This window comes from Caenimonas soli, assembly GCF_013155545.1.
GTDB classification, from domain to species: Bacteria; Pseudomonadota; Gammaproteobacteria; order Burkholderiales; family Burkholderiaceae_C; genus Ramlibacter; species Ramlibacter soli.
The window spans coordinates 51733-64046 of sequence record NZ_JABJVV010000008.1 but is presented as its reverse complement, the minus strand read 5'-3'; the positions used below and the strand labels follow the sequence as shown (position 1 = coordinate 64046).

At 65.5% G+C, this 12314-nt stretch carries 12 protein-coding genes and 1 tRNA gene; 8 read left to right on the top strand and 5 right to left on the bottom strand.

What is annotated here, in order from left to right; all coding sequences use genetic code 11:
• Positions 1 to 7: 7 nt before the first annotated feature.
• On the top strand, positions 8 to 2704 hold the full coding sequence (locus HNE04_RS13800) for a DUF349 domain-containing protein (protein WP_172219842.1): 2697 nt from the start codon (positions 8 to 10) through the stop codon (positions 2702 to 2704).
• Here the strand turns inward: HNE04_RS13800 and HNE04_RS13795 are convergent.
• From HNE04_RS13795 to HNE04_RS13775, 5 genes are all read right to left on the bottom strand, one after another.
• Positions 2682 to 3458 carry a M90 family metallopeptidase gene (locus tag HNE04_RS13795; protein WP_172219839.1) on the bottom strand — a complete coding sequence of 259 codons (777 nt, stop codon included), beginning with the start codon at positions 3456 to 3458 and terminating at the stop codon, positions 2682 to 2684. The two genes, HNE04_RS13800 and HNE04_RS13795, sit on opposite strands and share 23 nt — an antisense overlap.
• Positions 3458 to 4231 carry a UDP-2,3-diacylglucosamine diphosphatase gene (locus HNE04_RS13790; protein WP_172219836.1) on the bottom strand — a complete coding sequence of 258 codons (774 nt, stop codon included), beginning with the start codon at positions 4229 to 4231 and terminating at the stop codon, positions 3458 to 3460. The genes HNE04_RS13795 and HNE04_RS13790 overlap by 1 nt, the downstream gene beginning before the upstream one ends.
• A gap of 5 nt (positions 4232 to 4236) precedes the next feature.
• On the bottom strand, positions 4237 to 4743 hold the full coding sequence (locus HNE04_RS13785; RefSeq protein WP_172219833.1) for a peptidylprolyl isomerase: 507 nt from the start codon (positions 4741 to 4743) through the stop codon (positions 4237 to 4239).
• A 12-nt stretch (positions 4744 to 4755) separates the two neighbouring features.
• The gene (locus tag HNE04_RS13780; protein WP_172219830.1) at positions 4756 to 5427 is read right to left on the bottom strand and encodes a peptidylprolyl isomerase; all 672 of its coding nucleotides are present in this window, start codon (positions 5425 to 5427) and stop codon (positions 4756 to 4758) included.
• Positions 5428 to 5511: 84 nt separating this feature from the next.
• A complete protein-coding gene (locus tag HNE04_RS13775) occupies positions 5512 to 6048 on the bottom strand; it encodes a tetratricopeptide repeat protein (RefSeq protein WP_172219827.1) in 537 nt (178 codons plus the stop codon).
• 81 nt (positions 6049 to 6129) lie between these two features.
• On the opposite strand from HNE04_RS13775, the gene cysS reads away from it, so the two are divergent.
• The 7 genes from cysS (at position 6130) to HNE04_RS13740 (ending at position 12167) form a co-directional block, all read left to right on the top strand.
• Positions 6130 to 7560 carry a cysteine--tRNA ligase gene (cysS, locus tag HNE04_RS13770; RefSeq protein WP_172219824.1) on the top strand — a complete coding sequence of 477 codons (1431 nt, stop codon included), beginning with the start codon at positions 6130 to 6132 and terminating at the stop codon, positions 7558 to 7560.
• Complete coding sequence (locus HNE04_RS13765) at positions 7557 to 8201, top strand: DNA-3-methyladenine glycosylase family protein (protein ID WP_235964991.1); 645 nt, start codon at positions 7557 to 7559, stop codon at positions 8199 to 8201. Before cysS ends, HNE04_RS13765 begins: the two co-directional genes overlap by 4 nt.
• 31 nt (positions 8202 to 8232) lie before the next feature.
• Positions 8233 to 9210: an acetyl-CoA carboxylase carboxyltransferase subunit alpha gene (locus HNE04_RS13760; protein ID WP_172219821.1), complete on the top strand. Its 978-nt coding sequence runs from the start codon at positions 8233 to 8235 to the stop codon at positions 9208 to 9210.
• 43 nt (positions 9211 to 9253) lie between these two features.
• On the top strand, positions 9254 to 10213 hold the full coding sequence (tilS, locus tag HNE04_RS13755; RefSeq protein WP_235964989.1) for a tRNA lysidine(34) synthetase TilS: 960 nt from the start codon (positions 9254 to 9256) through the stop codon (positions 10211 to 10213).
• An 85-nt stretch (positions 10214 to 10298) separates the two neighbouring features.
• A complete protein-coding gene (locus HNE04_RS13750) occupies positions 10299 to 11567 on the top strand; it encodes an aspartate kinase (protein WP_172219815.1) in 1269 nt (422 codons plus the stop codon).
• 32 nt (positions 11568 to 11599) lie between these two features.
• Positions 11600 to 11692 (top strand) — tRNA-Ser (locus HNE04_RS13745).
• 172 nt (positions 11693 to 11864) lie between these two features.
• Entirely contained in the window at positions 11865 to 12167 is a 303-nt protein-coding gene (locus HNE04_RS13740; protein WP_172219812.1) for a nucleotidyltransferase family protein, read from the top strand.
• The last annotated feature ends 147 nt before the right edge of the window (positions 12168 to 12314 follow it).

Here is a 12314-nt window from a genome sequence, read left to right as displayed (position 1 = left end):
AATCGCAGTGACCCAAGCCACCCTGAAACCCAACGACACCCGCTCACTCGATACGCTCACCGGCGGCGCTTTCTCTGCCCCCACGTCGGGCGAACGCGCCGCGCGCGTGCGCGAGTGGCTGGCCGCCAATCCCAGCCTGGAGCAGATGCAAGAGGTGTTTCGCGAGCTCAGTGGGCGCGACAAGGGCGCGGCCAAGCTGCTTCGCGAGAAGCTCGACGAAATCAAGCGCAGCAGGGGCCAGGAGGTGCTCGCCGCCGAATGGTCGGAGAAAGCCACGGCGCTGCTCGCTCTGGGCAAGCTCAATATCGCCGATGCCATGGCCTGGCAGCGCGATGCCGCCAAGGCAGGCGCTCCCCTGAGCCGCGAACCGCTGGCTTCGCTGAAGGCCCAACTCGCCGATCGCATCAAGGGCATTGAAGATCTGCAGCACCACGTCCAGGTGCAGCGTGAGGCCGCGGTCCTGCTGGCCCAGCGCATCGAGGTGCTTTCCACCAAATCGTGGCGGGACGCACAGGCGGCCGCCGGCGCCCTGGCCACGGACATCCCGGATTGGCAAGCCCAGGCCCAGGCCCTGCTGGAAGACCCGAACTGGGCCAGCGTCGACACCCGCTTTCCGCCGTTGCTGGATGCTTCGCGCACCCAGCTTCAGGCCGTGTGGGATGCGTTCCAGAGCGCACTGGCCCAGGCGGTGAAGGCCGCCGAGGATGCGGCCGCGCCGCTGCCGCCGGTCCCGGTGTGGGCCGACGAGCTGCGCGTGGCGCGCGGCGTGCCCGTGGAAGCGCCGGCAAAACCTTCTAAACCCAAGGTCGATCCCGAGCTGCGTGCGCAAGCCTCGCAGGCGGTGCGCGATGTGCTCTCCAAGCTGGAGCAGGAAATCGCCCAAGGCCATGGCAAGGCCAGCGCCGGCGCTGCCGCTGCTTTGCGCAATGCGCTGAAGGAGCACGGCAAGCTGATCGACGACAAGCTGGAGAACCAGGCCCACGCGGCGCTGGCTGCCGCCGGCGAGATGGAAGGCTGGCAGCGCTGGCGCGCCGACCAGCTGCGCCAGGAACTCGTGGCCAAGGCCGAGGCCCTGTTCGAACACCCCGCCCCGGTGGAAGGCCAGGAGCCGCAGCCGCCGAAGCCGCGCTACGGCGGGCGCAAGATGCAGGAGCAGCTTCGCGCGTTGCGTGAGCAGTGGAAGCAGACCGACCAGGGTGGGGTGCCCAACCACGGCTTGTGGAAACGCTTCGACGACGCCTGCAACGAGGCTCACAAGGTCGTGGAAGCCTGGCTCGACAAGGTCAAGACCGAGGCCGCGGAACACAAGGCCCAGCGCCTGGCACTGATCGAGGAAGTGAAAGCCTGGGGCGCGGAAAACCGCACCGCCAAGGATGACGACTGGAAGGGCTTCAGCCGCATCCTGCATCAATTTGAAGGACGCTGGCGCGACGCCGGCCACCTGAGCGAGAAGGCGTTTGCCGAACTGCAGCCGGTGTGGAAGGAAGCCATCCAGGGGGCCGCCGCCCCGCTGGAAGCCATCCAGAAGCAAAGCCTGGAGCGCCGCCACGCCATGATCGACGAGGCCAAGGTGCTCGGCGCCGCGCCGCAACTGCGGGTGGATGCCGTGAAAGCCCTGCAGCAGCGCTGGCAGGCCGAAGCCCAGACGATCCCGCTGGACCGCAAGCACGAGCAAAAACTGTGGGACGCGTTCCGCAAGCCGATCGACGAAGCCTTCAACCGTAAGAGTGAAGAGCGCGAGAAGGCCGCATCGGCGTTGAGCGATCGCGATCGCACGGTGCTGGAGGCATCCAAGGCATTGGAAGCGGCCAACGCCACCGGCGATGCGCAGAAGATCAAGGCTGCGATGGCGGCGCTGGAAGCAGCGCTGCGCGGTCAGGCCCAGGCGGCTGCGGCGGTCGAAGCTGCCGGGCCGGCCGTGGTTGCGCCGGTCGCCGAGGGACCGGCTCCCGAAGCGGCCGAAGCTGCGGCCGAGCCGAGCGGCGAGGCCGACTCAACCGAGACGCAGGGCGAAGAGCAACCTGCGGCGGAGCCCGTCGCACCGAAGAAGCCCGCACCCAAGCCCGTGGTCGCTATGCGCGGCGACGACCGGCCCGGGATGAAGAAGGCCGAGCCCATGCCTATGGGCAGGGGCGGCAAGTTCGGTGACCGCAAGGGCGGACCCGGCGGCAAGTTCGGCGATGCACGCAGCGATGGGCGCTTCGGTGGTGGCCGCTTCGGCGACAGGCCGGAAGAGGACCGTGGTCCGCGCCTGGGCGACGTGGCCTTCCGCGCGCAGCGCGAAGCCCTGGAGCATGCGCAACTGGCCCTCAAGAAGCTGGCGGCACAGGCGCATGGCGAGGCGCTCACCCAGCTCATGACGGCGTGGGAGCAACGCACCGCCGAGCAGGTGCCCAGCCAGCAGGAACTGGGCAAGGCCGTGACACCGGCCGTGCGCGGCGCCTGGGTGAAGGCGCTTGGATCAGCGCCCAACGGCGATGCGTCCGAATCCCTGCTGCGGCTGGAGATCGCGGCCGAAGCGCCGACGCCGGCCGAGCACCTGGATGCAAGGCGCGCCTTGCAACTGAAGCTGCTCACGCGGCGCAACGATCCGTCGCCCGCGCAGACCTGGGGTGAAGATACGGCGCGGGTGCTGGCCTCGGGCTACGACGCGGGCACGGCGCGCCGTCTGCAATCGGTTCTCAAGAACCTGCTGCGGCGCTAGAAGACAAGCCAAAAAAGCCGTCCAGCAAGGGCAGCAGGGCCGGGAACTCGGTCTCGAAGCGATGGCGGTTGACGAAATAGGCTTCGCAGGCCACTGCGAAGAATTCGTCGATCCCCGTCGCACCGTAGGCGTCCAGCCAGGGCTCTTCGCCGCCGAAGCGCTCGGCGATGATCACCTTCTCGCGGAAGGCATCGTATTCGGCCTGCATCACGGCCAGCCAGGCCTGGCGCGCGGCCTTCGATCGCAGGGGCGGACAGCCGTCGGGCGCGCCGTCGCGCATGTCGATCTTGTGGATGAACTCGTGGATCACCACGTTGTAGCCGCGTTCGGCGCTCGCGCCTGCGCTGTCCACATCGGACCAGCTCAGCATCACAGGGCCGCCGTCCATCGCTTCACCGGCCAGCACTTCGTCGTAGTGATGCACCACGCCGTCATGGTCGGTCACGGTCCGGCGCGCCAGCACTTCATCCGGATGCACCACGATGCCCACGAAGTCGTCGTACCAGCCCAGTCCCAGGTTCAGAACCGGCAGCACCGCCTGGGCTGCGATGGCAAGCGCCACCGCATCGGTGATCACGAAGCCGTTGGCGCCATGAAACTCCTTGGTGGCCAGGAACTGGGCGGCCAGCTCCCTCAACCGCTGAAGCTCGGCTTGCGGACGTTGCGCCAGGAACGGGTGGCGGGCCAGCACGGCCTGCCACATCTCGTCGGGAATGGGACGTGCCGCCCGGCGCTTGCGAAGCCAGCCGAACATCAGTCGAATGCGATGCGCTGCAGGCCCGCGGCCGTGAGGCGCAGCACTTCCTGGCGGGCGGGCTCGGCGCGCGCGTCCCAATCGCTCAGCACCGTGCGTTGGCGCGCCGCCGCCAGTGCATGGTCGGCGGGCCGGTGCGTGTGGCCGTGGATCAATACCTGCGCGTCGGCGGCTTCCAGCCACGCCTGCGTGGCGGCGCCGTCGACGTCGGCGTATTCGACGCCCGAACGCTTGCGCGCCTCGCTTTGTTCGCGCAGTTCCCTGGCGATGGCCTGGCGTTCCGCCAGTGGCCGCGACAGGAACTCGCGCTGCCACGCCGGGTTGCGCACCTGCTCGCGGAACTTCATGTAATCGGTGTCGGCCAGGCACAGCGCGTCGCCGTGCGTGAGCAGCCAGCGCTGGCCCGCGAAGCCCAGCACCGTCGGGTCGGGCAGCGGCGTGGTCCGGCAGGCACGCAGGAATCCATCGCTGACCAGGAAGTCGCGGTTGCCATGCATGAAGAAGAGGGAGGCGCGGTCGGCGGTGGCCTGCAGCACAGCCGCGCAATCCGCCGCGAAGCCCGGCTCCTGCGCCGGCTCATCGCCGACCCAGACTTCGAACAGGTCGCCGAGGATGAACACCGCATCGGCCGGCGTCTCGCTCATGTAGCGGCGCCAGGCGTCGAAGGTTTCGGGTTCCGCCGCCTGCAGGTGCAGGTCGGAAATGAAATCGATGGTGCGCCACGTCCCCGGAGCCAGCAGCTCCTCGAACCGGGGAAGGGCCGTGGCGGTCACGCGCGCTAGACCGCGACCGCTTTCTCGATCACGACGTCCTCGTTCGGCACGTCGTCGTGGAAGCCCTTGCGGCCGGTCTTCACCGCCTTGATGCGATCGACCACATCGGCGCCGCCCACGACCTTGCCGAACACCGCGTAGCCCCAGCCTTGCGCGCTGGGCGCCGTGTGGTTGAGGAACTCGTTGTCGGCGATGTTGATGAAGAACTGCGCCGTGGCCGAGTGGGGATCTTGCGTGCGCGCCATCGCCACCGTGTAGTTCTTGTTCTTCAGGCCGTTGTTGGCTTCGTTCTCCACCGGCGCGTCCGTCGGCTTCTGCTTCATGCCCGGCTCGAAGCCGCCGCCCTGGACCATGAAGCCCGGGATGATGCGATGGAAGATCGTGTTGTTGTAGTGGCCCTTGTTGACGTAGTTCAGGAAGTTGGCCGCCGACTTGGGCGCCTTCTCCTGGTCCAGCTCGAGGGTGATGACGCCGTACTTGGCGATATGAAGTTCGACTTTAGGGTTGCTCATGGGCTGCCTGCCTTATTGGATGATCGTTGCGGAATTGATGACGATGGGCGTCTTGGGCACATCGCTGGGGAAGGGGCCGGCACCGGCGGTGGGCGTGGCCTTGATCTTGTTGACCACGTCCATGCCGCTCACGACTTTGCCGAACACGGTGTAGCCGTAAAGCTGTGGCGATTTCGTCAACTGCGAGCGCGCCACGTTTTCATAGACGCGGCCTTGGAACTCGAAGCGCGGCACCGGGTCGCCCGGCGGGATGACGACCGGGTCGAGGAATGCGTTGTCCCGCACGTTGATGAAGAACTGCGAGCTGGCCGAATTCGGGTCGCTGGTGCGCGCCATCGCCAGCGTGCCCACCACGTTGCGCGGCCCGCCCTTGGCCAGCGCCTCCTGGCCTTCGTGCGCGACCGGCGGCCGCGTGGGCTTCTCGACGTACTTGGCGTCGTAACCGCCGCCCTGGATCATGAAATTTTCGATCACGCGGTGAAAGATGGTGCCGTCGTAGTGCTTGTCCTTCACGTACTGAAGGAAGTTCTCCACGGTCTTGGGCGCCTTGTCCGGATAGACCTCCACGACGAAGTCGCCGGCAGTCGTGGCGAACTTGACCTTGGGGGCCTCTTGGGCCCAGGCCGCTCCCGCCAGCATGAGGGACAGCGTAAAGGCCGCGGCGCGGCGAGTCATGACAGTCATCAAACGGAACACTCCTGAAAACACCGAAAGTAGCATGGTAGCGGCGCCGCGGACCCGGTGGGGGTTGCAGAGCTACGCCGGCAGTTACCTGGCCTTGGCAACCGGGGGAAACAGTTGTCGAATCAGCGCCAGCTTGGGCTGCACGCTGGCGTTGGCCGCGTCGAGTTGCTGGGCCTTGCTGTAGGCGATGCCGGCCAACTTGGCGTACACGTCGCCAAGGTTTTCGTGCGCGATGGCGTAGCTCGGGTTGGCGCGAACGGCCGATTCCAGCGCCGCACGTGCCTTGTCGAACTGGCTTTGCCCGGCATAGAGCACGGCCAGGTTGTTGTAGGGCTCCGGCAGTTCGGGGTAGTCTTCGTTGAGCTTGGTGAAGGTGGCGATGGCATCGTCGGTGCGGCCGGCTTCGGTCTGGATCACGCCCTTGAGGAAGCGCATCTGCGGATCCTTGGGCTTGGCCGCCAGGTATTGGTCGGCCTTGGCCAAGGCCTCGGCCGGCTTGCCGGACCGCATCAACTGGTTGACATCGGCATAGTCATCGGCAAAGGCAGGCGCCACCGACAGCGCCGCTGCAAGGGCCAGCAGGCGAAAGGTTGCGTGCAGGAAGGAGCCGGCGTGCGTCATAATCCGCTGGATTGTAGCGAGAGACAATCTGAACCCGCGCCACCCGATCACCACTTCGCGACACGGCGCCTACCCACATCCATGAGCCTGCGCATCTACAACACGCTGTCGCGTGCCCTGGAAGATTTTTCCCCGCTCGAGCCGGGCCATGTTCGCATGTATGTATGCGGCATGACGGTTTACGACCTGTGCCACGTGGGCCATGCCCGCGCCAACGTGGCCTTCGACGTCGTCCAGCGCTGGCTCAAGGCCAGTGGCTACAAGCTGACCTTCGTTCGCAATATCACCGACATCGACGACAAGATCATCCGCCGCGCCGTGGAAAACGGCGAACCGGTGCGAGCACTCACCAGCCGCATGATCACCGAGATGTACCGCGACTTCGATGCGCTGGGCATAGAGCGTCCCACGCACGATCCGCGTGCCACCGACTACGTGCCGCAGATGCTGGACATCGTCAAGCTGCTCGAAGGCAAGGGCCTGGCCTATCGGGCCGAGGGCGGCGACGTGAACTACGCCGTGCGGCGCTTCCCCGGCTACGGCAAACTCTCGGGCAAGTCGCTGGATGAATTGCATGCCGGTGAACGCGTCGCCGTGCTCGAAGGCAAGGAAGACCCGCTGGACTTCGTGCTGTGGAAATCGGCCAAGCCGACCGAGCCCGCCGATGCCCAATGGGACAGCGCCTACGGTAAGGGCCGGCCGGGCTGGCACATCGAATGCTCGGCGATGGCTTGCGCCTTGCTGGGCGAAACCTTCGACATCCACGGCGGCGGCGCCGACCTGCAGTTCCCGCACCACGAGAACGAGATCGCCCAAAGCGAAGGCGCGTTCGGCAAGCCGCTGGCCGGCTACTGGATGCACAACGGCTTCGTGAACATCGACAACGAGAAAATGTCGAAGTCGCTGGGCAACTTCTTCACCATCCGCGAGGTGCTGAAGCAGTTCGACGCCGAAACCCTGCGCTTCTTCCTGGTCCGCGCGCATTACCGCAGCGCGCTCAATTACAGCGACGTGCACCTCGACGATGCGCGCGCTGCGCTCAAGCGCCTGTACACGGCGCTGGAGCTGGTGGCGCCGGCCCAGGTGGATATCGACTGGGCCGATCCGTATGCCATCCGTTTCAAGACCGCGATGGACAACGACTTCGCCACGCCCGAGGCGGTGGCCGTGCTGTTCGAACTGGCGGCCGAGGTCAACCGCGGCAAGTCGCCGCAAGTCGCGGGCCTGCTCAAGGCCCTGGGTGGCTGCCTGGGCATCCTGCAGGGCGATCCCAAGGGTTTCCTACAAAACACAGGGCTCTTATCCGGTCGCATCGCGATGACTACCAGCGTTACTGGTACCTTGACGGTCGAAACGCTCGGTGCGATGGTCGAGCGAAAAATCGCAGAACGCGCCGCCGCCAAGAAGGCCCGCAACTTTGCCGAGGCCGACCGGATTCGCAAGGAGCTGCTGGACCAGGGTGTGGTGCTGAAAGACTCGCCGACAGGCACCACCTGGGAGGCCGGTTCTTGAGCCCCAACCCCCCGATCATCCTGACCACGCCCGAATACTGGGACGAGGCTTGCCGCCACCTGTCGAAGAAAGATCGGGTGATGAAGCGCCTGATTCCCCAGTTCGGCGATGCTTGCCTGCAGTCGCGCGGCGACGCCTTCACCACGCTGGCGCGCAGCATCGTGGGCCAGCAGATCTCCGTCAAGGCGGCGCAGACCGTGTGGGACCGCTTCGCCAAGCTGCCCCGGCGGATGAGCCCGGCCAATGTGCTCAGGCTCAAGGTGGACGACATGCAGGCCGCGGGACTGTCGGCGCGCAAGATCGAATACCTGGTGGATCTGGCGCTGCACTTCGACTCCCACGCGATCCATGTCGAGTCCTGGAAGGAAATGGCCGACGAGGAAATCATCGCCGAACTGGTGGGTATCCGCGGCATCGGCCGCTGGACGGCGGAAATGTTCCTCATCTTTCACCTGATGCGGCCGAACGTGCTGCCGCTGGACGATATCGGGCTCATCAACGGTATCAGCCGCAATTATTTCTCGGGCGATCCGGTCAGCCGCAGCGACGCCCGGGAAGTGGCCGCCGCCTGGGCTCCATATTGCAGTGTTGCAACTTGGTATATTTGGCGCTCGTTGGACCCGCAGCCAGTCGCGTACTGACGACCGGCCGCAGAAAAAACAAGGAGTGACCTTGGCAAAGAAGACCTTCCTCGATTTCGAGCAGCCGATTTCGGAACTCGAGAACAAGATAGAAGAGCTGCGCTATGTGCAGACGGAGTCCGCTGTCGATATCTCCGAAGAGATCGACCAGCTGAGCAAGAAGAGCCAACAGCTCACCAAGGACATCTACAGCGACCTCACCCCGTGGCAGGTCACCAAGATCGCGCGCCACCCGGAGCGTCCCTACACGCTGGACTACATCAACGAGCTCTTCACCGACTTCATCGAACTGCACGGCGACCGCCACTTCTCGGACGACCTGTCCATCGTCGGCGGCCTGGCCCGCTTCAACGGCAATGCCTGCATGGTGCTGGGCCAGCAGAAGGGCCGCGACACCAAGGAACGGGCCCTGCGCAACTTCGGCATGAGCCGGCCCGAGGGTTATCGCAAGGCGCTGCGCCTGATGAAGACCGCGGAGAAGTTCAAGCTGCCGGTGTTCACCTTCGTCGACACGCCCGGCGCCTATCCCGGCATCGATGCGGAAGAGCGCGGCCAGTCCGAGGCGATCGGCCGCAACATCTTCGAGATGGCCCAACTCGAAGTGCCCATCATCACCACGGTGATCGGCGAGGGCGGCTCCGGCGGCGCACTGGCCATCTCGGTGGCCGACACGGTGCTGATGCTGCAGTACTCGGTCTATTCCGTCATCAGCCCCGAAGGCTGCGCCTCCATTCTCTGGAAGACCGCCGAGAAGGCGCAGGACGCGGCCGAGGCGATGGGCATCACCGCGCACCGGCTCAAAGCCCTGGGCCTGATCGACAAGATCGTCAACGAGCCCGTGGGCGGTGCGCACCGCGACCACAAGCAGATGGCCGCCTTTCTCAAGCGCGCCCTGAACGACGCCTGGCGCCAGCTGAGCGACTTGAAGGTGCGCGAGCTGCTCGATCGGCGCTACGAGCGGCTGCAAAGCTATGGCCGCTTCACCGACACCAAAGCCGACGCGCGCTAGCCGGGGCCGGGCCGCCCCAACCCGGCGCAGCCCCGCAAGGGGCTTGGCTGAACTCTCGGACAACCCGGCCCTTGCACCGCTGCAAGGGCCTTCTCCCGCATTGCCCGTGGCCGTCGCCTTCAGCGGCGGCGCGGACTCCACGGCGCTGCTGCTGGCGGCTGCCGCCACCTGGCCCGGCCAGCTTCACGCCATCCACGTTCATCACGGCCTGCAGGCCGCCGCCGATGATTTCGCGCGGCACTGCGAGACGGTGTGCGCCGGGTTGAACGTGCCGCTGCATCAGGTGAATGTCGATGCCCGCAACGAGCCCGGCGAAAGCCCGGAGGACGCCGCCCGCAAAGCCCGGTACGCCGCCCTGGCCGAGGCTGCGACAACGCTCGGCATGAAGTCGGTATTGCTGGCCCAGCATGCCGACGACCAGGTGGAAACCATGCTGCTGGCCCTGAGCCGTGGCGCGGGCCTGCCGGGGCTGGCGGCCATGCCGCAGCGCTTCCTGCGCAACGGCGTGCATTTCGAGCGCCCGCTGCTGGGCGTCAGCGGCGTGGCCATCCGCGCCTGGCTGGCGGGGCAGGGCGTTTCCTTCATCGACGACCCGACCAACGCCGACACCGCCTTCACCCGCAACCGCATCCGCCACGAACTGCTGCCGGCGCTGGAGAAGGCCTTCCCGCAGTTCCGCGACACCTTCGCCCGCTCGGCGCGCCATGCGGCGCAGGCCCAGGAACTGCTGGCGGCCTTGGCGGCGGACGACCTTGCCATCGTCGGCAACCCGCCGGCCATCCGGGAACTGCGCAAGCTCTCCCGGCCGCGCCAGGCCAATGCCTTGCGCCACTGGCTGCGCACGGCGCACCAGTGCGCGGCCAGCGCGGCGCAAATGGAAGAACTGCTGGACCAGGTCGACGCCTGCGCCACCCGCGGCCACGACATCCGCATCAAGGTCGGAACGGGCTTCGTGCAGCGCGACGGCGACAGTCTGCGCTTTTTGCCTGTCATGCCGGACTAGATCCGGCATCCAGTCCCCCTAACTCACTAGGTATAATCCCCAGGTTTTGCGCGGCGCGGCCGCCTCATCTACTCATTCCCTTCCGATGGCATTGATCGTTCACAAATACGGCGGCACGTCCATGGGCTCGACCGAGCGCATCCGCAACGTTGCCAAGCGCGTGGCCAAGTGGCACAAGGCCGGCCACCAGATGGTCGTGGTGCCCAGCGCCATGAGCGGCGAAACCAACCGCCTGCTGGGCCTGGCCAAGGAACTGTCGCCGGCCAAACATAGCGACGCGTTCCACCGCGAACTCGACATGCTGGGCGCGACCGGCGAGCAGGCCTCGTCCGCGCTGCTGGCGATCGCCCTGCAGGCCGAAGGCCTGGACGCCGTGAGCTATGCCGGCTGGCAGGTGGCGATCAAGACCAACAGCGCCTACACCAAGGCCCGCATCGAATCGATCGACGACAAGAAGGTGCGCGCCGACCTGGCCGCCGGCCGGGTGGTCATCATCACCGGCTTCCAGGGCGTGGACGGCCAGGGCAACATCACCACGCTGGGCCGCGGCGGCAGCGATACGTCGGCCGTGGCAGTGGCTGCCGCGCTGAAGGCGCACGAATGCCTGATCTACACCGACGTGGACGGCGTGTACACCACCGACCCGCGTGTCGTGCCCGAGGCGCGGCGCCTGCACACGGTGAGCTTCGAGGAGATGCTGGAAATGGCATCGCTGGGCTCCAAGGTGCTGCAGATCCGCTCGGTGGAATTCGCCGGCAAATACCAGGTGCCGCTGCGCGTGCTGTCCAGCTTCACGCCCTGGGACATAGACATCGACGAGGAGGCCAAGTCCGGCACCTTGATCACTTTTGAGGAAGACGTACAAATGGAACAAGCCGTCGTATCCGGCATCGCCTTCAACCGCGACGAAGCCAAGATCTCGATCCTGGGCGTGCCCGACAAGCCCGGCATCGCCTACAACATCCTGGGCGCCGTCGCCGATGCCAACATCGAAGTCGACATGATCATCCAGAACATCTCCAAGGACGGCAAGACCGACTTCAGCTTCACCGTGCACCGCAACGACTACGCGCGCGCCGTGGACCTGCTCAAGACCAAGGTGCTGCCGGCGCTGGGCACGGACCAGCTGGAAGGCGACACCCGGATCTGCAAGGTCAGCATCGTGGGCATCGGCATGCGCAGCCACGTGGGCATCGCCGCCAAGATGTTCCGCTCGCTGAGCGAAGAAGGTATCAATATCCAGATGATTTCCACCAGCGAGATCAAGACCTCCGTGGTGATCGACGAGAAGTACATGGAGCTGGCCGTCCGGGCCCTGCACCGGGCTTTCGACCTGGACCAGCCGGCCTCCTGAAGAGCTGCCGATGGGGCATAATCTCCCCTACAGGAAACGTGACCGAGTGGCCGAAGGTGCTCCCCTGCTAAGGGAGTATGGGGTGTAGAGCCTCATCGAGGGTTCGAATCCCTCCGTTTCCGCCAGGACCCTTCAGACTCGCCCAACTTTACGGCAAGTCAAAGCAGAAAAATTGCTAGTGAATTCAAGGCTTTACTTCTGAGCCCTAAAGCCCTTTGAATTCCCAGATTTTCCCCGCATGTCGCAGCCCTCATCCGTAGGCGTGGAGATTTCAAGCATCTTTCTAAGGATTAGTCCATGCACCCCGCCTTGAACTTGGATGAAGCGACAGTCGCGCGGTTCTGCGAATCTCACCATATCCGCCGTCTGGCGCTGTTCGGTTCGCAGCTCAAAGGCACGGCACGCCCCGACAGCGACATCGATCTGCTCGTGGAGTTCGATCCGGCCCATATGCCCGGACTATTTGGCATCGCCGCGATGGAGATCGAGCTGTCAGATTTGCTTGGTGGTCGCAAGGTAGATTTGCGCACACCCGGTGATCTGTCGCGTTACTTTCGAGAAGAAGTGGTGAAGACGGCGGAGGTTCAGTATGCGAGCTGAAGATGCAGTACGCATTCGCCACATGATCGATGCTGCGAAGTTGGCTCAGGGATTTGTCGCAGGTCGTGCGCGGGCTGATTTGGACCAGGATGAGATGCTTCGGTTTGCGCTGGTCCCGTTCACGCATACTTCGATATCGAGACAGAT